Annotated in this window: 2 protein-coding genes; one reads left to right on the top strand and one right to left on the bottom strand. The window is 67.8% G+C overall.

The window, feature by feature from the left end:
• Window positions 1-251: 251 nt before the first annotated feature.
• Window positions 252-26,231: a hypothetical protein gene (locus ACIBTM_RS45440; RefSeq protein WP_395883316.1), complete on the bottom strand. Its 25,980-nt coding sequence runs from the start codon at window positions 26,229-26,231 to the stop codon at window positions 252-254.
• A 333-nt stretch (window positions 26,232-26,564) separates the two neighbouring features.
• Here ACIBTM_RS45440 and ACIBTM_RS45435 point away from each other — a divergent pair, with 333 nt between their 5' ends.
• Window positions 26,565-26,747, top strand: a complete 183-nt coding sequence (locus ACIBTM_RS45435) for a hypothetical protein (protein WP_395883315.1) — start codon at window positions 26,565-26,567, stop codon at window positions 26,745-26,747.
• Window positions 26,748-26,905: the final 158 nt, after the last annotated feature.

The following is a 26,905-nucleotide window of genomic DNA, read 5'->3' as shown; positions in this document are numbered from 1 at the left end:
GGGAAAGGCGGTGGGCCCTGATAGTCCCGCGAACACACAGAACGCGTGCACGACACGTCGTCGTTCATCATTTGCAGGCCAGTGACCAACTCTCGACGAGGCCGAAATCCCGCCGAGCAGAGGTCACTAGCCATGAATGCCTCCCGACGCGGGGAGAGAGGCTCGACTCAGGTGGTCCAGATAATCCAAACTGTCGTCCAAAGTGCAATTCTCTCCGCCCGCACGGCCGACGACCACACCCGAATCGCGCGTCAGCGCTCATCCCGGCCAGCGCGTCTCCACCAATCCTCCACCGAACTGTGTCCCACACCGGCTTGCGCCGCCGCAGCCTTGGTGACATACCTTTCCCCCCTTTTCAGCGGGTTTTTCTCACCGCGCAACCCGATCGCCCACCGCCGTATCAATTCGCGCGTCACCGCCGAGACCAACCTGTTCTTGGAATCGACGACCACGGAGAAGACATCCGGCAGCAGCCCTTGGCGCACTTGCTGCCGGATGAACTCCTTGTACGTCTCACCATCCGTCTTCGGCCGCCACGCCAGCAGGTAGTCCAATACCTCTGGTGGCAGCGCCGCCAGAGCTTCCTCCGGCGCTGGGTCGCCCGTTCGGTCAACCGTCCATAAGTTTCTGACAGTGGAAGCGCTGTAGAAATCGCATTGCTCGGCTACCGCTTCTACTGAGTAGGCGATGCCTCCTGCCAGAGGGTTGGGCTGCATCCTCAATCCTTGCGCCCACCGCCTCAGCAAATACAGCAGCTGCGGAGAGCCTCGCAGCGCCTTAGTGCTGGTGACCAACTCGACCGTGTCCGGCCAACGCCCCATATCCGCCAGTTCGTTCCAGAACGCTTCGATGGTTTGCGGCCCCGTGCCATCCGCCCGGGGCCGGAACGCCACTACCATCGCCACGAATTCCGGCGACAGTCCCTCCGGCACCTCGTCCTGCGCTCGATGTTTGGCCGCCTCGTCAAACCGCCACATGACCTGGACCGTGTCGGTCTTGTAGTTGTAGCCGGACTGTCGTGCCGCCTCCCGGGCCGTGTAAGTGGCGTCGGCCAACGGGTCGCGCTCCCCGGCCAATTTCCTCAGCCATAGCCTCAGCAAATCCCGCAGCACTGGCGAGAGCGGTTTCCCCTCGCCGTCGACCTCCAGGGAAACAACGCCCCGCACTCGCTCGTCGCCCTCCAGGAACGCCCTTACCGTCTGCGGCCCTGCTCCCGGCTGAGGCCGCCAACGCAGGATTTCCTCCATCACATCCGGCGGCAACCGCCGCAGTTCCCTGACTCCAGCAGCCCAGCCACGATCCCGCGTAGCCACCCTGATCAGCCCGCCGAGCTGGTCGTGTGCGGTGACCGCGGTGTATGCGGTGCCGGTCAACAGGTTCAAACACCCGACCAACCCCTGTACCCAACGCTTCGCCAATTCCCGCAACACCGCCGAAGTCGCAAGGCCCTCGTCGTCTACCTCCAGCGAAACAACGCCACGCACTCGTTCGTCGGTCTCCAGGAACGCCTTTACCGTCTGCGGCCCTGCTCCCGGCTGAGGCCGCCACGCCAGCACCACGTCCAGCACCTGCTTCGGGAGCAAATCTTCCAGTTTCGGCTTCGACGGAGGAACGCGCCGTTGAGGGGCCGCGGACTGCGGTGCCACGCTCGGTTGTCCAGTCCCTTGAGTCTGGTTTCCGGCCAGTTCATCCCGCAGGCGGCTGATCCGTTCAGCCTCGGCCGCCGAGTCGAACCACTCAGCGGCAGACGGCCCGCCGACCACCCCCAGCTCGTCTCCGGCCCTGGCAGCGAGGGAGTCCCACACCGCCGGATCCCACGCCTGGTCGTCGGCACCGAACTCCCCAGGAACACCCAAGTCCGGCAGAGGCTCGAAACCGAAGTCCGACAGAGGCACAGACTCGTACATCGAAAGGTCCAGCATCGGCTCATCGACACCGAACTCCCCAGGAACGCCCAAGTCCGGCAGAGGCTCGAAACCGAAGTCCGGCAGAGGCACAGACTCGTACATCGAAAGGTCCGGCATCGGCTCGTCGAGGCCGGACATGTCGAGATCGGCCAGGGCGTCCGCCTCGGCAGGCAACACCGGACCGGGCGTACCGAGGTCCGGCGCGGATGGGGATTCCGCTGCTCGAGGTGGTATCGGCACCGGGTCGAGGGCGGGTTCGTCGGCTCCTGAGCTGGCGGTGTTCTCGGCGGGGGACTTCTCCGGGTGGGCGGGAGACGGAAAGATCCCGGCGAGGTAGCCGTGGGCGCCGGTGGACGGGCCGTCCGGCGTCGTGGTGACGAGGATGCCACGTCGGCGGAGAGCATCGGCGATCGGTTCGGCGCGAACGCCCGAGAAGACCAGCACGGGTGCCGGCTTCTTGTTGTACTCATGGAACTGCTTGACCGAACGGTACTTTTCGACAAGGGCTTCGAGCTGTGTCAGCTGGTCGGGTCGCAGTGGCACGTCGGTCTTCGGTTCCCAGTCGAGGTGGATGTGTATTTCGCCCACGACGCCTTCGGAGCCGAGAGTGGGTTCGATGCCCCGACCGCGGAATATCTCGGCCACGGTGTTCACGACGGCTGGGTCGGGACCAGTGACCTGCACTGTCATGCCGGGCTCCAGGGGCTCAAGCCTGGCACGCGTCCGCGTGACATCGTCAACCCTGCTCGCGATGCCGAGGACGGTGGTCAGCTGTTCACCGGTCAGGGCGGCCGCGCCGTGCGCCAAGGAGATGACCTGCGGCCCTTCGTGCGGGGGTGCCCAGTCGATCACGAAGTCCGCCGCGTTCTGTCGGCCTCCCGGCTGGGTCGCGACCAAGTCCGCGTCATACGACGCCGCGAACTCCGCTTCGACCCACGACGCGCGCTCACCGGAGCCCACTACGATCGGCGGATGATGTCCGAGGGCTCGCCGCTTGGCCATGACCAAGTTCAGGCCCCTCGCCAGGGCCTCGACCTGCGCCCTCTGTTCCGTCGACAATCCTGTGCTGCCAGGTGGAAAGTCGAACAACATCCTCGATGTCGTGGGGGCCTGCTCCGTGTTCCAGTCGCTACGCAAATCGGCGGCACCGCTGCGCCCCACCCTGCCGACGGCTGAGATGCCGTGTACTTCTTTCAGATAATGCAGAACCCGGTGTCTCCAGCCGCCGGCCACCTCGATAGGGGGGCCCTGCACCTGCCGTGCCTCGTTGACCGCACGGTACCGGTCGACAAAACCGTCCAGTTCCTCTTTGTCAGCGGGCGTCAACCTCGTGGTGGTCAGCTTCAGCTCGAGTGAGGGCAGATGACGCCGCGGGTTCCACCCGACGTGAATGTCACCTCCTCGGGGCGGGCCGCCCTCCCCTGTGACCGCGCTGTCGATGCCGTACCAGTCCTTCAACAGATCAACGATCGGCGCGGCTTCAGGGCCGGCCACCCACACGGGCGGCGGCACGGAATCGAACAAGTTCCCGAGCGCGCGTGCCTCGTGGTACTTGGCGGCAAAGCCGTTCACCAACGGCAGTTGCTCCTCGCCGAGGGAGCCGCTGGACGACAGTTCGAGGCGCAGATCCGGGGGATAGTCGAGCCGCAGGTCAGGCTCGAAATCAAGGCTCAGCGCCAGCCTGCCCTCCACGACCTGTCGGCCGCCCAGTGTCGAACGCATGGGACCACGGCCCTTGTAGACGTCGGCGCCGTGCGGACGGCCGTCAGCAGGCCTGCTCTGGACCCGTAAACCCAGTCCCTCCAGAACGGGCACCACCGACCCGGCAAGACCGCCGAGCACCGTCACTAAATCCCTGTGCCTGCCGGCGAAATCGACGATCTGCTGTCGCTGAGCTTCGGACAGCGCAGGCGGCTCCGGCACCGGGCCCGGGGGCTCGGGATACTCGTAGTGTGCACGTTTCGGCCGGCCCAACCGAAACTCGGTGGTACGCCGTTTGGGCCCCCCGATCAGCATTGGCGGACGGTCCCCGGCCGGCCGCGGATCATCGACGGTTTCGACCACTTCACTTACCAGGGACACCGGACCCGACAACTCGGGCAACGGCATGAACCACACCCTGCCCTGATCAAGGCGCTCCCGCAGCACAATCTCGGCACGCTGCCCGTCAGGAAGCCTGACCCCATCGTCGGCCGGATCGCGAGTCCCACCGGTATCCGGCTTGCGATGCACGTTGAACGCGTGCCCGACACCAGGTCGGCCGGTCGTCGTGATCACCGCCCCCTGGGCACCCTGCCCGGTCCCCAGCCTGATGACGATGTCGTCATAGCCGCCGACCGGCTCGAACCTGCCGCCGAAAGTCTGCTCCAGCAACGCCGTCCACACCGGTCCAGCTCGCGGCTCCGCGATGGCCATTCCCCCGAACCTCAGCCTGTTGTACGTCGCCACGACCGCGTCGGGACAGTTCCACCTATTACCGCTGGGATTCAGCCCGATGAGTTCCGGATACTCCTCGGAGAACGCGCCGGTGCGCGATGAACCGGCCACCTGCCCAGGGGCGGGCGCGGACAGCCGGTGCGTCGAAGCGCCCGCCGCCACATTCCCCGTGTCACGCACTGGAACGGCCGGACTCCGGCTCACCGCGGACAACTGCGGATCCGCAGGCCGCAGAAGTGGTGAACGCCCGCCCCAGCGCGATCGCGCTTCGAAGGCCAGCTGCGGCCGGATCGCGTTGATCGCCCGGGCCGCCGCCCCAGGCTCCTGCTCGTTCAGCGACCGCAAAGAGGCGAATGTCCGGCCGGTCCGCTGGAGGAAGGCTTGCACGGATGCCAGCGACTCGTCCGGCCTCAGCCCGAGCAGGCTCCGCTGTTCGTCCGCCCACCGTGGATAGCCTGCCTTGATCGCGTCGGCCCCGCCGTCCCGGACGTTCTGGTCCGGAGAGTTCCCTACGAAAGCCGCGACCTCCGCAGGATCGACTTTCAGGGCACTGGCCATGCCCAGCAGAGCACGCGAGGTGACCGTCGGCAGGCGGTCACCGGAACCCAGCCCGCGAGGCACCTGGCCGATACTCTCGGTCAGCTGGAGGATCTCGCTCAGCCGGTCCCGGCCCACCGCCTCGACCACGTTCGCCAGCTCATCCGGGTCGATCCAGGACTGGCCGCGCAGAGCCGCGAACCTGGAGCCGCCCGCGTAGACGTAATCCAGCCGCACCCCCTGATCAGCTCCCCATCGCATCGCGTCGGCGACGAGCCGGTTTCGCCCGATCGGTTCCTCATGTCCCCACCAAGCCCGCAGGAAACGATCAGCGGCGCGCAGCTGCGCCTGCGAGCTCCCCTCTCCCCGGTCGGCCAAGAATCGCAGGAACGTCCCCTCCGGCCAGCCCATTCCGGCAGCCAGCCGCGACATCAGGTTGTAGGCCCGTCCAGCGACCCGACGTGCGTTGTCGTGGAGCTGGGTAGCGCCGGACAGCGTGTCGAGCAGCTCGGTGAACCGACGCCGCGCATCCGGATGATCCCGCCAGAGATCCCTCGGCGGGTCCTGCCGAGCCGGATCGTTCCGGCTTTCCCGGAGCGTCCTTGCAGACGTCGCCATTTCCGCTGCCAACCGTGGCACGAGGCGGTAAATCTGCTCCTCGGGCACCGACGAATAACGATCCGCGTTCGGCAGGCGGTCGCCGGGTCCCAGACGAACGAGTGCGTCGACGAGGTGGTCGAGCTGCACCAGCTCGTCCGGATGAGCGCGCCAGAAATCCAAGGACGCGGCCTGCGAATCCGCGTCGGCCAGGAACTGGGACAGGGCATCCGGCGAGCCGCGTACGGCCAGCCTCTGTACGAGGTCGAAGGCCCGTTCGCGAACCACACGGTGATGGTCGGCGTTCGCCGCGGGGGTACCAGGGTTGAGGCGGGCGAGTGCGTCGAGGAGGTCCGTGAACGGGAGGAGCGCACGGGGATGAGCCCGCCAGGCCTCCGCCGTCTGGAAGAAAGTCCCTGGCGCAATCCCGAGGTCTCGCGCCAGCCCGGGAACATCGTTGAACGGCCGTCTCGCGTCGGTCTCCAGCCGCCGCAGGCGGTCCCTGTTCTCGGCCGTCCTCATCAGGCCTACCTCGGACAGCAGCTTGTGCTCGACCAGGGTCCGGCGGACTCTCTTGATCTCCGCGTCGGCCTCCGCGCCGGGCAGATCGTCCAACGACGCGAACGTCCGCTGCTGTTCCTGCAGGACGTCGAACACCGTGGCCAAGGAAACGCCTGCCAGTGCGTCATCGTCCTCCAGGCCGAACCGCGCCCGCTGCTCAGCCGCCCAGCCGCGGTAAGCCGCCGCCACGTCCACGATGGGTTTCGCGGACCTCCGCGACGCCGCGAACGCCTCCAGCTCCCGCGGCTCCGCCCCCGACTCGAGGGCGTCCGTGACCAGCTGAGCCGGGCTCGTCCCGATCCGCTCGGCGGCCCGTTTGAGCTTCTCGGTATCGGGGATCTGCCCGAGCCTGTCACTCAGCTTCAGCAGGGGGGCCACGTGGTCGATGCCCACGAGACGGACCGTTTCCGCCAACGACTTCTGATCGAACCATGACTTCCCACGCAGGACGGCGAGCTCCGGATCGACCAGCCGGAAATAGTCCGTCGGCAGGCCACGGGTGCTCCCCCAGCGCGTCGCCTCGGCCAGGAACGCGTCCCGGTTCTCCGGCGCCAGCTCCGCTGGCGATGGCGACAGAGCCGCCAGGAGCCGGTACACGCTCGTCCGTGCCTTTCCCTTCCATCCGAGTGCCCCCGCCAGATGCCCGACCAGGGTGTCGGCCTCCTGCCACGCGGGTAGGTCCTCCAGCCGGAGGTTCCTCACCTGGTCTTCATTCAGGCCGTTCAGGCTCTTGAGCAGTTCGGGAAAGGCGAGCAGACCGTACGGATCGGCCTTCATCTTCTGAGCAAGGGCGTAGAACCGGGCAGGGTCGTCCACACCAGAGCGTTCGGCCAAGTCCTGGAAGTCGGGGAAGCGCTCCAACGACCTACTGAAGGCGCGCAGCTCCTTGAAGCCCGCAGGATCCGACGGCAAGCCCACCTTCTCGAGCATGTCGAACAGGCGGCCGTAGTCCAGCCACGGCCTCTGTCGCAGATCGGCCAGGACGGTCCTCCGATCCAGCCCGACACGGTCCGCCCACCAACTCGCGAGCCACCAATCGGCCTCGCCCGCCGGCTGCTCGGGCTCGGCCCGGCTGAACATCCAGAAGAACCAGTCCGTATCGGTGCGGTGTTCCCTGTCGTCGTCGGCCACCCGGAAGACGGCGTGGTGATCCGTGAAGTGCGAGCTGAAGTGCTCGTAGTGCTCGGCTATTTCGGCACCGAGCCGCGCGAAGGCCCCAGACAGCCAACTCAGATGTGCGGGGTCGACCCCACCCAGACCGTCAGCGACGGTGAGCAGCACTTGCGGACTCATCCCCAGTTGCAGCGCCCGCCACGGGAATTCGACCGGAACCCGCCCGATTGCCTGGCTGAGCAGCAGCAGGTCAGCAGCCGCCAGGCCGGTCTCGTCAGCGATCATGGCCAGCCGCTTCGGGTCGAACCACGGCTGACCGGCCAGCTCGTCGAACCTGTGCCCATCGAGAGCGAACACCTGGCACCAATGCGTCTTTTCCGCGTCGGAGTACCGGGAATCTCGCAGATGATCGCGAATCGACAGGTTCGGCGGACCATCCAGCCAGGTCTCCTCGCCATAGACAGGCAGCCCATTCCCTGCGACCGCCTCGCGATCGGCCTGCTCGCGGTACTCGGCCGAATCGACGGAGGGGGGCGGCTCTCCCGGTTCCCATTCGAGTCCCAGCAACGAACGGAAGGCCTGGTGACCGCGCCGAAAGGGCGTCCGTGGCAGGGTCGTACCGAGTTCCGACAGTCCCCGCAACTCCGGTCTCATGTTCCGCCGCCAGGCGCGCCGCCTTGCAAGCCGCCTTTCCGTGCCTCGCGGCGGCTCGGGTGGCGCCATCCGTAGCCGCCGGATCTCTTGCGCGTAGAACGACAGCTGATCATCCGTTCGCGCCGAGGGCACTTCATGGGCGAAGACGTCGAGCACACGAGCGAAATGAGGGGACGGCGCCAGTGCGGCCAGCTCCACCACCCGGAACCCCAGCCGCGTGCTCGCTGCCACATACCGATCAGGGTCGATACCTCGCGAGCTCAGGTTCAGCCGCAAGCTTCCGACGATCTTCTGCGCGTAATCGCGCACCGAAGCGAACCTGGCCACGTCGTCCACATACGGAGCAAGCCGTGCGAAGTCGTCGGCCAACGCCACCAGATCAGCCGGACGCCGCACCCCCAGCGTCGCCGCCACCTCCGCCACCACACCGCCACGACCATCACCCAGCCCGACCACGCCGGCCAGCTCGTCGAGATCGCTTGCATGCAGCTCAGCCGCACGCAGGCGGTCGAACACGGCGGCCACGAATCCGTCCGGAAGACTGTGCAGCAACTCCAGCGACACCATCCGCCGCCCCGCGAAGTCCTCCAGAAGCGCCAGGTCCCCTGGCTGCCACCAGGACCGATTGGCCAGGCCTGCCAGCAAAGCCACGTCGCCGGTCGTGCGGACCCCGAACGGACGTAACCCTTCACGCAGCTGCCTGACCATTTCCGGGTCACTGACCGAGCCCGTCCCGGACGGCAGGTGGTCACCCAGCACCGCCAGGCTCCGCGGCGGCACACCGACAGCGATGCCCAGCCGGAACAGCGCCCGCGGAGTCATCCCCAGTTCTTCCGCCGTACGCGAAAGAGCGCTCGGTGCCTCGCCGGTCAGCAGAGTCACCTCGACCAACCGGCCAGGATCCGGCTCGCCCCACTCTTCGGCCAGCCGGACCAGCTCGTCCGGCGTGGTGTCCGGACGCAAGGTGTCCAGATCCAGGACCCGGCTCTCCGTTGTGCCCAGCGTTTCCGCGTAGTCGAACCTGTCGAGCTCTTGGGACACCGGCCACCGCGACACCGGATCCTCCACTACGGATTCGGGCGCGTCCGCCGAATCGACCTCGGACACCGCGGCCGACTGCTCCACCGGCGGCGTGTCCACAAGCGGTACCGGTGCCGGCTCCAGGTGTGCAGGCTCTCGCCGGCGCAGCAAACGGTCCACCAGTCGCTGCATCGGGGTGCCACCCCCACCGCGGCGACGGCCGACAAGACTGTCCGAAGTGGACTGACGGGCACGGCCCGGCAGCCAGCCGACCATCTCCGGCGCCTCGTCCGACCGACCACTCCCCTGACCCGATGCTGCTTCCTCGGCAAGGAAAACCTGCTCCGCCGGTGTCTGGATCCGCAGGAACCACGCCGGCCCGTCCAGCCATTCCCGGGGGAAAACCTCACCCCCCTTGTGCACGAACTCGAGCTCGCCGGTTTCCCTGCTGCGGAACACGTTCGCCGCGTGTCCGACCCGAGGCCTGCCGCTCGGCACCAGTACCACACCGTGGGCATCACGTTCGGTGCCCAGCAGCTCCTCGATCTGGCGAGCGCCGCCGGAGACCGGTCGGAAAGTGGCATGGAGTGACTGTTCCAACGCCTCCGTCCGCACCGGGCCGTCACGCGGCTCGGCCACGAAGGTCTCTCCCAAGACCTCCGTCTTGTACGTCGCGATCACGTCGGCGGCACAATTCGCCGGGTCCTCCGGTATTCCTGTCTCATACCGTTCCCGGTTGATTCCCGCCACGAGCGGGCCGCCCTCGGCCCCGCTCTCCGGTGGGTGCAAGCCGATTTGGCGCAGCCCGTCCTCGTCGGTGCGGAAATAGACGACGTCCCGCGCCGACCGCGGGGTGTTCCACGCCGGATCGGCACCGGAGGCGTATTCCGGAGTGACGGTCCAGTCGGCGGTGGCGCGGACGAAGTAGAGCTGCCCTGTTGAATGACGGATCTCTTCCTCGGTCTTGCCTGCGACGTCGACCGAATCGGTGCGCTGCCAGTTCAGCGTCGGTCCCATCACCCGGCCCTCGCCGATGTTGACCGTCACCGAGCCGGGCACCATGTTGCGGACCGCGCCGCCGCCGGTGGGCCCGCCGTCGGGGAATATCGTCACCGGGACAGTGCCGATCGCGGTGGTCCACATGGGCCCCGCGGTGTGCTCGGTCTTGCCCGAACTCTTCGTCACATCGGTCGACGTGATGTCCAGCCCCGGCTTCGGGGTGAAACCGCTGGGAAGCACATTGGCGTCCCGGATTTCGTTGACACGGAAGGTCAAGGCGCGCAGCGGCGTTCCGTGGCGATGACCGACGGTGTAGAACGAGTCCTGATCCAGGCCTTCGAGGCGGTACCCGGTCGCACTCATCGCTGATGGCAGATGCGCAGACAACGCTCCTGGGGAGGAGCCCGTGTTGATCGCCTGGCGCGCGGCGGTCGCCTCCGCCGGAACCGGCTGCGGCGAGGGCCCGACATGCTCGCCGGGGGCTACGCCGTCCATGACGTCGCGGACGACACCGGCCACCCGAGTGCCCCCCACGGTCGCGTACTTCACGCTCGGCAGCCCGGTCAGCGGGCCCGGCCGGTGTTCTCCTCGTGCGCTTTCCCCGAGCGGCACGCGTGTGCGCGCGGCCTCGGGCACCGAGATCAGCGGAGAGCGGTCCACCTTCGGGCCCGGTACCACCCGGTCGGCCAGACCGCCGGTGATGCCACGCAGCGCGCGGACGGGGTTGGCGGTTTTACTCACTTCCCACCACAGCTCCAGGTCATGGCTGTAGCGCACCATGTCTCCGGAAACAAAGGCGGACCGATTCAGTTCGGTCTCGGTCCCTTCGGTGCGTTTGCCGACGGTCCCGACCGAGGGGACCGTCATCGCGGACCAACCGAGTGCTCGTGCCACCTGGTCGGGCAGGTACACCGGCATCCGCACCGCGGGGAGGGCATTGTGGAATCGGCCTTGCTCGTGGACGGTCTCCTCGACGCGCGAAGACTTCGATGCGAAAGAGTCGAGCCAGCCCGCCTGCGTGTCGAGGAACTCACCCGGGGCCAGCCGCGCTTTGAGCCTCGGGGTGTAGGTGATGTCACCGAACGGACCGGAGACCGTGGCGGTCCATTCCTTTCCGGCCGCCCCCAAGATCGGCAGCGACGTCTCCAGGCCACGCGGTGAAATATCCCCGCCGACCTGCTGGACCAGCCTCTCGGCGGCCAGGCGTTCGGCGGAGCCGAAGACGACGCGCTGCGCGAGACCGGTGAGCTGATCGGCGAACCTGCCCAGCACCGAACGCGGAACCACGTCCCGTGGTACCAGGCCCAGCGCCTCCTTGAGCGAGGCCAGCACGGCCGCTGTCACCTGCGGACGCAGCTTCGTCGACACCAGGCCGTCGTAGACCTGCCGGGGCGCGACCCGGACCTGCGGGGTGCTCGCTAGATCAGTTCCGGCCATGCCCAGCGCCCCATCCCAGCCCATGGGCAGCCCGGCCTGGTCCCAGTCCCAGCCCACCGGCAGGCCGACCTGGTCGATGTCCTGGACCGGTACCCAGATCTGCAAGCCGGCACGGCGGTTCGCCTGGTACCGAGTCTGCGCGCCGATGGTGGCACCGTCGTACGGCCCCGCTCCGGTGTGCGTCACGTCCCTGCCCGACAGCAGGCTCGTGACGTCGTAGGTCACCAGGTAGGCCGGCCCGTCGTAGGTCGCGTAGACCGCGGTCTCGTATTCCTGGCTGGTCGCTTCGCTCCGCGATTCCTTCCAGCCGAACCCGTACCCTCCTTGCGGGGTCAGGTAGGTCTCGGCGAGCGGGACCACCGCGGTACGCCCGTCCGCATACACGTATCCGGTGCTGCCCTGCCGGACGGAATGCGCGATCTTTCCGGATGCCTTGCCGGCGAAAGGAAGTTTGACGTTCGTAGGCGGGCCGGAGACCCGCGGATTGCTCAGCGCCAGCGCGAGTCCGTAGTCGCCGACGTGGTTTTCGAAGCCGACGAAATCTCCTTCGCCACGACCATAGCGGTGCGCCTGGTGCCAGTAGGTGCCGGTGACGACTTCATCGAGGCGTACTGCGACTTCGTCCGGGTTCAAGGAGTCGTGCACGCGTTGTTCGGCGAGCTGGGCGTCGTCGCGGAACCCGCCGAACAGTTCGTCGGTGACGACACGCGCTGCCCCTGGCGGCAGATCCAGCCCGTGCACGGCGAAGTGGTCGGGTAGTTCGCCGGGTGACCAATCGCCGGGCCGCTCCGGGACGGGATGCGCCACTGGTTCGTATTCGGTGTTGCCGTCCGTCGGGGGTTCGGTGAGCCTCGTCACCCCGGCCCTCGCCGTAACAGCCTCACCTCCTTCGACGACGAAGGTCTCGCTGAGCCCGCGGCCGCTCAGGGTCACGCGATAGTCGATCTCAAGGCGGTACTCGCTGACGCCGTCCGTCCGCCAGCCCTGTCCTCTGGACCGGTTGGAAGAGGATTCCAGCTTGTGCTCACGATCGCTGAACGAACGGTTGAACCCGCCGGTGAATTCCGCGGTGCGGGCGATTTCCCCGGCACCGAGTCCCGGCCGGACGCTACTGCTCGCGCCTGCCCGGCCGGCGACCCTGGACGTATCGCTGTGCTCGATCTTGCCGGTGGCCTCCAGTTTGCCCTCCAGCTCGACGTCGTGCGGAACGGCTGCCACTCCGCCGGGCTGGTCCCTCTGCTCACGCGGTCCGGTTCGTGGCACGGCCTGAACCACCACGCGGACCAGGTCGTCCGGCCGCTGAGTCACCGGGTAGGTGTCGCGCACGAGCAAGAACGACATCCCCTCCGCGTTCAGGCCGGCCGCATGGGAGGTGAGACCGCGGTCCGACATGTAGTAGCGCAACGCGACTTCGTTGTCGGCGGCCTTCACGTTGGAGGTGAACGTGCCGTCGCCGGCGGTCAGCACACCGTCGGGCAGCTTCGCGCGTAACCCGGCCAGCAGCCGCTCGGCGGCCGGGAACCTTGTTTCGGCGGCGCCGAGGATCTTCGACGGCGAGAACGGTGCGGTGCCGGGGTCGGGCTCCGGCCCGGCGGTCGTCGGCTCACGCGCCATGGTCCAGGTCGTGGCGCCTTCCGGCTCATCGAGGGTGCCGGTGGCCTCGCGGTTGTCGTCGAAACGGACCGTGATTTCGTAGGACAGGTCACGGACGTGGCCGTGCAGCCTGCCGGACGCGCTCTTCATGGTGGTCGCGGTGACTTCTTCGGTCTGCTTGACGGTTCGCTCGTTGTTGTTGAAGCCGAACCCGATGCCGTCCAAGCGGAAATCGAGGCGGTCCCCGAAGCCGAAACTGGGCTCCGCGGGCGTGACATCAGGCTTGTCTCGCAGGCTCCAGGCGAACCCCACCCCGAGACCGGCCCTGATGTCGAACGGCTGGCGGGTTTCGGACGTGACCGACTGCGAGTTCTTGTAGCCGCGGCCCTGCTCGACGAGCGTGGTGTCCTTGCTGCCGGGGGCCGGTTCTGGTGCGGGTGGTCGCGCGGAGAGGAAATCATGGCCGCCGGTCGCCTCGGCCCTGAGTTCGAGCAGGGCCGTGCGCCGGTATCCGGCGAGGTTGTGGATCTCCAGCTTGGTGGTCAACGTCCGCCCGTCGACCAGATCGTTGCCGAGGCGGGACAAGCCGTCGCTCCGGCTGGCCTCCAGCAACGCGCCGCGCAGGGGCGAGTTGATCACGTCCGCCTCGCCACGCCACGCCGGATGCTGGTCCACGACCGCCTTGAATTCGTCGAACAGCCGCCACCCACCCCGCACGAAGGTGCCGCGCGGTCCGTCGTGCGGTACTTCACCGCCGGGGTGCACGTCCGCCAGCACCTCGGGCGCGCTCAGCTGCGCGCCACCCGGCTGGTTGCCTGTACGGTGCACTTCCGCTTCCGCCACCCGTCGGACGACTACGTGATGCCGAAGGTCGTGCCTGCTGTCGCCCCAGTCGTTCGGAGGGGTGTATCGGACGTTGGTCTCCAGCTCGCGAGTTGCTCCGGATTTCCACGAAGGATGAGCGGTGAAGCCTCTGAAGCCGGCAGAGACGTCCAGTGTCCGCGCCGCTTGGGATGTCCCGAGCGGCAGGCTCGTCATCTGCTGGAAACCGCCTTCCCGGTGGGGGGCGGCGGACTCGTCGACCGAACTCTTGCCGAAACCGCCGGAGGCGACCTGGCCCGAGCGGTGTGCGTAGTCCTTTTCCCCCGGACGGACCTGGTTGTCCGCGGTGTCGGAAGTGTCGTCGCCCGGTAGCGCCCGGACGACGAGTTCCACCGCTTCGCCGCCCTGGCCGTCCCGCAGGATCAGGCCTTCATGGGGCAGCAGTTTGAAGTCGTCTTTCAGCGCGGAGTCTGCTAGCCCGTCCAGGAGCGGGTCGATGCGTGCTTGTTCCACGCGTGCTTCTGCGAGCGCCTCACGGGCGTCCCGGCGAATCGCCGTCCCGTCGATCCTGTCGGCGATGACCACGTTGTGCCGCAGCAAGTCCCGGATTCGCTGGGTGCGTTCGGTCACGGGAGCGTCCAGCGGCGCGGAGTGATCGCTGAGGTCGATGACGAAGTCGCCTTCGTCTCTCGGACTCTCAGGCACGACGGTGGTGCGCCCGGACGTTTGCTCCTGGACAGGGTCCACACTGGGTTGCGGTTTGTCGGCTACCGCCTCACCCTCACCGGCCAGCGTTGTCGTTGACGCGCTCGCGAGCTTCTCCGGCTCATTGTCCGGGCTGTCCGGGACTGCCGGTTCCCGGTAGTCGATCCAGACCTCCACGGTGGTCGGTCCTGGCGAGCGGACGAAGCGCGGAGCGACGTCGAGCCCGAGGTCGACCGGCCCGAGCCGCTCGTGCCGGGGCACCGCCGACTGCGCCAGCTCCAGCAGGGTGGCGAACTCGCGCGCGACCGCGGAGAACTGCCGGGCGGGAGCACCCCGGACATCACCGAGGACCCGGTAACGCACTCGAGGTAGCGCGCCCGCCTCGTGAGCCTGGAGCAGGTCCTTTGCCACGCTGAATAGGCGGGCACGCTGTTCAACCGGCAGCCGCCCCTGGCCCTCGTGGACCACAACGCTCGCGCTCGGGCGTCCACCCCCCAGCTCCGGATCCTGCCGCGCGACGGCCAACTCGGCTTCGTATGCGCTCTTGGCTTGCGTCCAGGCGTTGGCGGCAGCGCGTTCCGCTTCGCGAGCAACCTGAAACGTGGACGACTTCGCGGCCGCCGGGAGCAGTTCGCTGTCCGGCTCGCCGTCATACGCCGCGCGGAGCCTGCCTCGCGCGATCTCCCATTCGGCGTCCCGCTCCGCGAGTTCTTTTGTGCGCTGGACAAGAGATTCCGGCAGGCGGTCGGCGCGGCCCGTATGGCGGATGACATAGCCGCGCTCGAAGTCGACATCCACGACGGCGCCGCGCTTGGCGGTGATAGTCGACGCTGGCTCGACGACCAGGCGGAACCGCGTGCCGTGTGCCCAGGTGCTGGTGATCGGGCTGTGGTCCGTGCTCCCGGCGGCAGGCAAGGCCGCGCCGCCCGATTCCGCGCCGGTCGCGTGCTCGTGCTCGGCCATGCGAGCCCCGCGCGGCTCCAACGGCATCACCCAGTCCGCCAACGCGCCGAAGGGTTGCTGTCCTCCACCGGAACCGGCTTCGGGCGGGTGAGGCACCCCAGGGCCGAAATACGGGGCGGCGTCGACCTCGTAGCCGCCACCGGAACCGGTTTCGACGTGTTCGGAGCGGGACGAACTCGTCGAGCCGCCCAGCTCGATCCGGGCACTGGCACCGGTCAACTCGCCGGATCCCGGCACCATGGCATGCAGGGTCATCCGCACACCGAGTTCCGGTGGCAGTTCCAGCTCCTGACCGTCGCGGGTGTGTGGTCCCGCCAGTGCTTTCAGCCTGCTCGGTGCCACCGCGTCGCTCAGCATCCCGCGGGTCGTCACGTCCAGGTTCCGGACACCGGCGTGGGCGAGAGCCCGCTCCGCGGCTTTGAGCAGGTCGGAGGTTTCCCCTTCGAAATCGATCACCCGGTACTGCGCCGGGTCGTCGGGCAGTGGCTCCGCCCCATCGGCGGCACGCCAGCGGGCGATGTTCTCCTCGGTGGCTTCCGTACGGGGACGCTCTTCGGCAAGACCTCGTGCCCGGTCCGCATGGGAGGTCCCTCCGTCCTCGATCGGCGAGTGGGTGCGCAGAGTCAGTGTTTCCGGAGCGGCCGCGATGCGTTCCCCATGCCGCTCGATACGCACGTCGAACAGGGCCTTGACATGATGTTCCGCCAACGCGCCACGCACCGTTTCGGTGTGCACGTGCTCGGTCGTGGTTTGTCGTTTCGTCTCCCGGAACTGGCTGAGCCATTCGAAGACGACTGCAGGCGCGAAACCGTGGTTGGAGTAGGGCGCGCCGTGTGTCCCCGGATTGGCTTCGACGTCCTTGACCGCCGACTCGGACCGGAAGGACACGGCGGAGGTGAGCAGCGTCAAGCCTTCGACAAGAACTCGTTTGAGGCTGCGGGATTTGCTCGTCGTCACGACGGCGGCAGTGGCCTTGACCAGCTCGCCGTGCGTGACACGGCCGGGCCGCGGCCTGCCCATCGGCTGGGCGTCGACCCGCAGCTCATAGGTCCGGCCGTTGAGCCGGTCTTCCAGCCGCAGGGACGTGCCGGTGCCGCCGTTGGCCACGTCGCCGAGGGATGTCTGGAGGTTGGAGAGGTAACGGCGTACTTCGTCGGGGTTGTCGTGCTCGGTCTCCAACGAGGAGGAGGGGAGCAGACGCTCGGCCCGCTCGCGGGCACGGTCCTGTATCAGCTGTTTGGGCATAGCGGGGTGGCTGTCGGTGAGCTCGCGGGCGAAGTGCCTCTCGAGCTGCTCGTGCAGCCGAGGGATCAGATGAGTGAGGTCGATCGGCTCGGCGATCCCGTCGGCCCAGTTCGACAGACCGAGGTCGTGTCCCTCCGGCGCATCCGTGCCGGTGTCCCAGCCGTCGGCCCGGTCTTCGAACGCGGGGAGCGCCGGCAACACGGGAGGTCCGTCGGCCGTTTCGGCACGGAGGGCGTCCTGTTCGGCCTGCTTGACTCTGATCTCGTGCAGTTGCCCGTCGGTGACCAGCACCCGTGCGGCGTCGGGCAGTTCGAACCGTTCCGCGGCCCGGCCCACCGGTTTCGGTCGCCGGAGCGACCACCGGTCCAGATTGCCCCGGCGTAGCGTCTCGGCCGCGACAGTGGCCTCCACGGTCGCATCGACGAGGTGCAGCCTGCGTGGTTCGCCCTTCAGCGCTCGGCTGGTGGACACGCTCGTGCGCTGCCCGGACTTCTTCCCGAAGCTGCTCACCCACAGGGCGATCTCCTGCAGAAGCAGCCCCATCGCCTGGGTCACCGTTCCCGGGCTGTGCGCCGCTTCCGCGCTCTTGCCGATGAAAGCGACCTCCCCGGTGTTGGTCACCTTCCAGGTTCCGGCGGTCTCCTTGCCCGTGGCAGTACCGCCGGTGATCGACCCATCCGGCTGTTGCCAGACGGTCGTGACCACCCTCGGGTCCCTCAGCGCATAGGACACTGCCGCGACGGCTTCCTCGTCGGCCCGCCGGCGGTTCCATCGGAGCCCTGACACCGCTGTAGGCCGGCTGAACGCCCGCGGATCGGTACGGAGTGCACCGACGGAGACCGCCGCGTCGATCAGCCCGGAGTTGTCCCCGTCCTCGAACCTCCAGATCGGATCGTCGGACGCTCGTTCGAGTGTCGACCGCACTGCTTCGCGCACGTGCTCGAGACCGCGCAGGGAGATGATCGGCATGCCGTCCAACTGCCGCAAGCCGCCCTGCCGCAGCTCTTGACCACGATTGAGCGAGACATCGGGCAGTTCGGTGCGGTTGACCGGTTCCACGGTCTTCCGCGGGTCCACGTGCGAAGCGGGAAGCTCAAGGACGACGTCCACCGTGACAGTGCCCGGAGTACGCCCCTGGCGCGCCGCCGCTTCGTCCACGATCTCGAGTTCGTGTGTCTCCGGCGCATGCCTGCCGCGTGACCCGACGGTGAGACCACGCACCAGGTCGTTGGGCTGCGACCAATGCGTTCCGGACACGGCGAGCCGCACCTTCGCCGCGTAACGATGCAGGGGTTCGGGCCGCACGCCGCCCGCCTCGTCGAGTTGGCCGCCGTGCGCCCCGCCGACTCCCAGTTCGGCGGTTCGCTCACGGACGGTGGATTTCGAGCCGGCGTAGAACAGTTTGTGGTAGTTGGTGAAAACCGCTGTACCGGCCAGTGCCGCGTACACTCGTCCGAGAATGCCGCCGCCCAGTGACCAGTCGCGAACGCTGCGTTTACCGCTGCTTTCCGATTCGGTCGTCTTCGTGGATCCGGCGCCCGGAACCGGACCGAGGTCGACCAGGTCACCATCGAGATCGGCTTTGATCCGGAAGCCGACGTGGTAGTCGTGACCCCGTCCGGGCTCCGGAGTCAAGTCAAGGATCAGCGGGCGGCCCTCCAGCATCTCCGGCGCGCGCCGGGCCAGATTTTCGGCCGAGATCCCGCCTCGGATCTCCTCCGCCCGGCCGAGTTCGCGCTCGTCCTTGGCCGACAGGCCGCGGGCCAGCTTCGGATCGTCGAAACCAGCGACGAATCCGGCGTCGCGCCAGGCCCAGCGATGGTGCCCTGGAAGGGTTTTCGTGGAGTCGCGCAGCATGTCGTTGAGCAGGCCACTCGCCTCCTCGAGTTGCAGCGCCGCCCCGGCGGCGGCCTGCCGGATGCGGTCGGTGGTCACCGGCTCGGCGGTCCCGTGAGCCCCTGCACCACCGAAGTCCACCGGGCCTTGCCCGCGGTCGCCGCTGAGACCCGCCCGCTCGGCGTCCTCGACCTTGGCCCAGTGGTAGGCGTCGACCGCGTCGGCGAAGGTGACGGGCGACCGTCCCGGCGTCCGGAACTGCAGTTCGTAAACCGTGCGGTAGCGCACCACCGGGGCGGTGTACGTGCGCTCGTCCGCGGTCTTGGTTCCGCGGTTGTGTTCCTGGGCCCGGCTTCTGCCGATACCGGCACCCACGAAGGGGCCGGCGCCCGCCGTGACCACGCCGACGTCGATCCCCGGTCCACCGGCGATCGTCGTGCTTATTTCGCGGCCGGAAGTGTTCACCGCGGAGACCGTGCTGGATTCCTCGGAGTGTTCGCGGAACTGTGCGTCATCGATGGTCTGGACATAGGCGACTTGCCTGGCCACGGCCCGCATCTGCAACTTCGAGACCTGGCGGCTCAGCAGCCGCCTGATGGGATTTCCACCCCGGTGGAGCGCGGCGGAGGTGACCCAGCCCTGCCCCGCCTCCGCCTGCCGTGGGCTGACCGCCATTTCCGGGAGCCGATCAGTGATGTTCCGTGAGCTCACAAATTCGCGCAGCGTCTCCTGGGAATCCTTACCCAGCTTGCCCAGGTGCGCGGACAGTTGCTCGAAGATCCCCCGCGACCGGCCTGGACGCAGGCGGATCACCCGGCCCTGGTACCTCCCGGGTGTGGTGGTGCGCACCGCGGCCCCCTCCACCACTGCGTTCGGCAACGACCGAGGCATCGGAACGACGCTGCCGTCCGAAAGCAGCCCGGTCGGCACACTCAGCGGAACCACGACCCGATCGGCGTCACGGCCTCGGGAACCCAGAATGACGGTCGGCCCCGTAGGCTCTCCGGCGCTGTCGAGGCGCACGATCCGCAATTTGGCCGGCACCCGCATGGCAGTCATGCCCTGGTAGCCGTTCGTGCCTTCGGTGACGTGCTCCGGCAACGAGACGCTGGTCCGCGAGCCCCAGCCGGATCGGTGGGAGTGCTCGCGCACGAACGCCGGAGCCGTCGGCACGTTGACGACCCCCATGCTGAACAGACCGGGGACCATCGGGGTGAAGTAGGCCCAGCGCGTCATCGGTTTCCGGCCGCTCGACGTCCCGGCGCCGGAATCGTGCCCCGTGTCGCGATGCGCTGCTTTCGCCTTGCCGGACTCCGGCGTCTCGCTACGTTCGGCGAATTCCAGTTCGGCCTGGACGAGAAGCCGCTCACCGTTCAAGCGCAGCACCCGGCCTTCCGTCAGGAACGAGCCGAATTCGTTCTCCACCTCATGCTGGACGGTGGCCAGGTCTTGCTTGTCGGCTTCGCCGGGAACCAGCTCGCGGATCGCGGCGACGATCTTGTCCGCTCCCTCCGTCCGGCGGAACTGAACAGCGGGGCCGAGTCCCTTGCTGCGCAGGAGATAACCCGGAACGCGCAAGGCCGGCTTCCTCATGGTTCGCGCGGGGAGAGGCGGCGGTTCGGTCGAGTGGCTGGTCGCCACTGAGGGAACGTCGCTGGGGAAGGCCATGTCTGGCCCGGTTCCCAGCGACCTCGCGAGGGACTTCGCCAGGGCGTCGGCGCCGGCGTTTTCACCACGCAGCAGGCGATGGGCGACCATGGCCGTCACGTCGTCCATCACGGGCTGTCCTACGGCGGTGGAATGGTGATATCGATCCACGATCTGAGCCGCTTGGGCGGACAGTTCGGTTTCGCGGGCTTTGGTCAGCTTCGTGAAGCTTTGCCGAGCCAATGCCGCGTGCTCCCGCAGCCAAGGTCGGACTTCGTCGATGCCGCGCGGATGCGGCGCCACCGTGGTCTCTTCCGCAGCCAGGGCAGGATCGCCGGCTTCGGGATCCGGTCGGCCGCCCGGTTCTCCAGACAATCCAGGGCCGATGTTCCCGGTCGCTCCGAGATCCACGTCGGCCATGATGCTCCGTTCAGGAGCTGCGTTCGGCTGCAGGAATTCCCGGAGTCCCGGAGCGGCAGCGAGGCCGTCTTCGAACGAGGCCGGACGCGAGCTGCCCTCGGCCGCGTTCTGCGGAGGCCCTGTTCCACGCAGCTCCCGATCGGCCAGTGGGTCCGCCGCGGAGCGCGAAGATTCGCCAGCGGTGTGGGGCTTGTTGTCGGAGCGGGGGGCGCCGCCGGGCAATCCACCGGTCGATCCCGGGATCCCCAGCCGTTCCCGCCATCCACGGGCGAACTCACGGGCGTCGTCAAGGCTCTGCGGAGCAGGGTCACCAGTGGCGTGATCCCACGAATCCAGCAGCTCGGCGGCCACGACCTCGGCGAAATCATCGTAAAGCCCACGCCAGACAGCAGTAGTACGACCGGGCCTCACCGCGTCCGACGCCCCCGCAACAGCGAACCCCTGCCTCATCACCCCGACATAGGCGGCCTCGTCCCTCTCCCTCAACACCGCCAACCGAGCCTTCGCCACATCGACCAAACCACGCCACTCCGGCAACACCGCCGCCGCCGCCGGCCGCCGATCCGCAAACGTCACCGTCGGCCCGCGAACAGGATTGGCATCCACCGAAACCGTGACAACACGGGACACCGGTGTGGATGGCGTCGTCGCGAGATCCGGCGGCGACTGCCCAGTGAAGATGGAGGTGACCGGCATATCTTTCGCGGTCACAGGCGGATGAGTCCCGGCCAACCGACCCAACGCGGCGTCGATCGCATCAGTGAACACACGCGACGCGCCAGCGATATGCGGTCGATCGGTACGACCAGCCTCCACAGAACCAGCCGACGCATCCTCGCTGTAACCGGTAACAGTGATAGCAGGCAACGGCAACCCCTGCCCCTGACGCCACAACGCGATCGAAGCAACCCGGGCGGCGATATCGGTGACAGCGGAAACATCGCTGGCAAAAGGAACACCACCCTCATCGAAACGCACCGTGGCAACCGGAATCACCGGATGAGGAGCGAAACCCGGATTAGGAATGAACCGGACACGATCACCACCCGAAATCTCATACGCACCACGAACGAACCGCGCCCCAACACCACCAGGAAACACCACCCCCGCCGCGTTCGCGCCCTCACTGCCGACAGCCGGTGCGGTGACGATCCCGCCAGGAGCATGAACCTCATACTGGAACCGTCCCGCTTCCTCGGGCAACGCAGGCAAATCACGGTCCACCGTGGTGAACACCGCTACTCCGGCCGGCGACGGAACACCGGCGGTCGTGCTCGGCGGAAGGAAACCGGCATCAAAGACCTGCTCCGGAACCAGCGAATCGTAGCGGTATACAGGGCCGGCACTGACACGTCCCGGTGGGACGTCATCGAACTCATCGAAATCAACACCAGGCACAGCAGCAGCCGGGAACCTCACACCAGACCCCACCCCGAACACATCGCTCTGCGAGCCCGGGCCGACGCCGGAGTTCTCCGCACCAGAGTCGGCGCTGGGGACTGCGGGGGTGTGGATACCGAGTCGGGCGGCGGAGTCGTGCTGGACGGGGCCGACAAGGTCGCGTAGTGCTTCTTCCGCGGTGTGTAGCTGTTCCTGGTGTTCGGGTTTGATGGCGGCGGTGTGCTCGGTGGGGTTGGTGAGTGCTTGTTCGTAGCGGATGATCGCGAGTTGGACCTTGTCGTTGCGGGAGAGCCGGAACAGGTCGTCATCGGGTGAGATGTGGTAACGGACGCTGCCCGGGTTGCCGCTGCGGGCTACCCGGTTCTCGACCTGCTTGTCGATATCGCTGGAGATGGCCGAGCGGGCGGTGGGCCGTAACAAGGGGCCGCCTTGCGTGTTGGCCGCATCCGTCACGGTGATGTCGACGCCCCGGCCGAGCTGCATGTTGCCGATCAGGACCTGCCCGAGCGCGCCTGCTTTCGCGAGCACCGCGTTGAACGCCTCCTCCAGATGCGCTCCCTGGTCCAGTTGCCACCGGGCGTCCACCGCCATATGCGGCACTCCCCGGTCCGTCAGCCGCTGGGACAGCTTCTCCACCAGATCATTACGGTGCGTCACAACCCATTGCGGGCGTGCCTGCCCGCCCCCTGCGGCCAGCTCGGCCTCGATGCCGTCGGCGAGCGTGTCCAGCTTCGTCTCCAGGTCCGGGCTGACGTGGTCGGGCTCCACTTCCAGCCGGGACTCGTAATACCGTGGGATATCCACGATCGTCCGTTCCTGCCCTTCCCGGGAGGAACCCAGCGCGGCGAAATGTTCGCTCTTCCCCAGCGCGGTCCCCGACGCGCCCACCACACGGCCATACACGTCCAATGCGAACAGCTGCTTGGCGGTGACACTCTTACTGGTATCCGCGTCATCGCGAATCGGGAGACCATGTTTTTCCTCCACAGCCTGTGCCCGCCCTCCGTTCCAGCGGCTCGCCGTCGAGTTCTCCGTCTCCGTCGATTTCTCCAGCCCCCGCATCACCTTATGGGTGGTCTGATCGAGGATCAAAACCATGCCCTCGTCGATCATGTAGTGAATATTCTCGCCCAGGTCCCAGTGCGCGTCCGCCGCCATGTCCAGGCGGTGCCGCTCCCCGTCCGTCAGCTCCCGCCCCAGCAACCCCGCGGCCTTCTCCGCGCCGGCCTCGGTCAGCCTCGACGGCTCACCCTCCCGCCCCGGCACACGGCCGAAGTCCGCCCCGGACAGCCCCCCTCCGGCCAACTGGCCGCGCAGGAAACGCCCGGCCGCCCGCACCGCCTCCACCACCTCCGACGGCGCATCCCCCAGCGCACCATCACTGATCACGAACAGCGGATTCGCATACACGATCGCCTCGTCGACCTCATCGATGTTGACATCGATATTCGTGGAGCCGTTCTTCCGCTGCCCCGGCACCAAACCATGCTTCAAATAGGTGAAACCGACATCCTCAAGCGTGGTGACATAGATCGTCGGCTGGCCCGGCACCGGCTCCGGCGGCAACGAATCCGAATTCGTCCGATGCACCGTGATCCCCAGCCACCTCAGCACATCGACGTAATGCTCGAACTCCCGATCGGCCAGATTCTCCCGGGTCGTGATCGCCTGCACCGCGTCCACGTCATCACGCACTGCCCGTCTCGCGGAATCCATCAGGAACAGCCACGACTTCCCCTCGCCCGCCGCCATGTTCACATCGTGGCCCGCGTCGAACGCATGCGACGCCGACAGCTGCGTCCACCGCAACGTCACCCCGTCTTTCCGCCGCGCCGCCTCGACAATCGCCGCCACCGCATCATCACGGGAGCCCCGCAACAACTCCTTCAGCTTCCCGGCGCTGATCGCGGTCAACCGCTCGTGCTGAGGAACACCCGAGCCGGACCGCGCCGCGATATCCCACAACGACCGTGCTGCCTCGAACCCCCTGTTCGCCCCCGCCAGCCACGCCTCATGCACCACCGGCGACACTGGATCACCGGTCTCGGCCCAGCCACTATCACCACCAGCCACGAACGTCCGCGGCACCGCCAACCGCCGACCACCCTCCGCCCGCACCTGGCGATACACCACCGGGCGATCCCCGGCCAAATCCCACACCACCTCGTTCTCCCGCCCCAACCTCACCACCGACCCATCCGCCAGCACCAACTCCTCCGGCCGATCAAGCTTCCGCACGATCAGCTCTCCGCCGTCGGTCCTCCCCCGCGACCAAGCACCATCCAAACCCCGCTCATGACTAAGCCCATCAGGCAAAACCACCAGCTGAAGCTCACCAGAACCATCCACCACCGCCCGCGATCCCTCAGGCACAACAATCCGCCCCCCAGCCACCGCACCCTCACCCCCCGCCACGAACCAGCCATCCTCACCCCGTACCCAACTCGTCCCGCCAGCCCACACAGACCCTCCTACCCCGGGCCTGCCACCCGACCCCATAACCGAACCCGGGTCCGACACGCCGACCTCCAACGGAGACAGCAACACCGGAGACGAACCATCCCCCTCGACCCCGTCCTTCTCCGACACGACAGCAGGCCGCGACGGCGGCGTCGGCGGGAGAACACCCCCCACGTCCACAGCAGGCACCACCGGCAACCTCGCCCCCGCCGACCGATACTCACCCGCACCAGGCACTCGCGTCTCCGACCCACGCACCAACTCCGGCGACAACGACGGTCGCGACTGCGGCGGCGTCGGCGGGCCGTCCGGAGACCCACCTACAGCCGCCGGCCCCTGTGGCTGCGGCAACTTCGGCGGAGGAGCCGACGGCGTCTGTGTCGACGACGAAACACCCTCCGACTTGCCACCCACCGGCGGCACTACAACATCCGGCTTGTCCCCCGACCGGGCAACCGACGACTGCGGACCATCCGGAGACCCACCAACAACCGCCGGCCCCTGCGCCTGCGACGACTTCGCCGGAACACCCGGTGCCGGAGCCTCCTGCGCCGCGGGCGACACACCCTCGGGCCTACCACCCACCGGCGGCAACGACGACTTCACGGACTCCACCGGCACACCCGCGGCCACTGGCGGCACAACCTCCGGCTTCCCCGCCACCAGACCAGCCGTCTGCCGCTGCCCACCACCCTCCAGACGACCACCCACGTCACCAACCCCAGACCGCTGCGGCTGTGGCTGTGGCTGCGGTGCCCCGGGCTTGCCCTCCCCCGGCACAACCGACGATTCCCGCCCCCGGTGAGAGCCGTCCGCAACCGAGACCTCAGGCCGCGCAGCAACATCCGGCGCCGAAGATGGCCGTACAGATGTCGACGCCCCGGCCTCGGGGCTGCCTCCCGCCACCGGAGCCGGCTGTTTCACCGCCTCTGGAGCCCCACTCGTAGCCGCTGCCGGCTGCGCGTCGGGCACCGGCCGCTGCTGACCCGCCGACGATTCCAGGACTGGCGCGCCGACCGGCCGTTCCACCCCAGCGGCCACCACCGACTGCCCGGCACCACCCGACGGCACAGCATCGGCAAGACCACTCACCGGACCCGGCTTGAGGAAACTCGTCAACCCACGCTCCACCGGCACCGACTGCGTGGCCGGCATCGGTCGCTGTTGCCCGGCAGACGACTCCGAACCCGGCCTCCCAGGCGAATCCAACGGCGCACCCGCCACCAGCGGCTTCCCAGAACCCGCACCATCCGAGGCACCCGCCACCGACGCGGCAGGCTTGAGGAACTGCTCCGCCGCAGTCGGCTGCACACTGGTCACCGGCCGCTGCTGCCCCGCCGACACCTCAGACCCCACCGGAACACCCGACTGGCTCACACCACTGGCCACCGGCTTCTGCCGATCCCCCAGACCGGCCACCCCGGAATCAGCCGTCCCCACAGACGACCTCGACGACGGACGCTCAGTCACCTGCTCCGCCGAGTTCTGCAACCCCGACGTCGACACAGGCCCACCCCACTGCCCCGACTCACCAGCCCCTTCAGTCGCCCGTGAGTGCCCTGGAACACCCCCCGCGACCTGCGGGCGCGCCTCCCCCGCACCGCGCGCCACATCCTCACCCAGCGAAGCACCAGCCGACGTCGTGACCGTCTGCGGCCTGCCCTCGGCCGCCGGGACAAACCCCGCCACCGACCGCTCCGTAGCACCAGCACCCGCGGTATCCGACCGCGTATCCGACATGGAAATGTTCGGCTTAGAGGTACTCGACCCCGCCTGGTCTGAGGCCCTGCCCCCACCAGCACCCTGACCTGCCGTCCCCTCACCCTGCGAAGGAGTAACCAGACCGGACCCACCGACCCGCACACCACCATCGACCACACCCCCGGAACCACTCGTACTTCCTGCCCGACCACTGGCCCCAGCGGAACCAGTACCGCCGGTGTGCCCAGCCGATGTCGTCGTGGACGTGTCGTTCGCCGTAGTGTGCTGGAAACCGGTGCCGAGCGGAGTATCGACCACCGCGAACCGCCCCGGCCCTGCAGCGACCGTGGTGTCAGAAACGACAGCACGAGAGGACGACGTCCCAGCCCCCGAGACGCCATCACCGGTGACACCATCCCCCGCAACCTGCCCCGACGACACCATCCGCGGCCACGACACATCATCCACACCAGCACCACCTGACGAGACTCCACCGCGGGACACTCCATTGTGGACTCCGCCGCCACGGGCAGATCCATTGTGGACATCACCACCGTGGGAATCCTCACCATGGGAAGCTCCACCACGAACCTCGCCACCACCGCGGGCATCGTCACCACGGCGGGCATCCTCACCGCCGCCGGTCTTACTGTCCCCGGTGTGGTCACCGGACTTTTCCTCACCGGCGACTGATTTCTCCCCGCCCCCAGTCCCACCGGTGCCGCCGCCCGAACCCCCCACACCGAACCGCCCCAGATCCGCCACACTCAACCGCAGCTTCTCCACCACACCCGGCAACCCACTGAAAGCCCCACCAAAATTCGGCCCCGCACCCTGCGACCGACTCACCA

Origin of the sequence: Amycolatopsis sp. NPDC049868, from assembly GCF_044461365.1 — a bacterium.
In the GTDB taxonomy this organism is placed as follows: Bacteria; Actinomycetota; Actinomycetes; order Mycobacteriales; family Pseudonocardiaceae; genus Amycolatopsis.
This window is presented reverse-complemented; position numbering and strand designations above follow the sequence as displayed.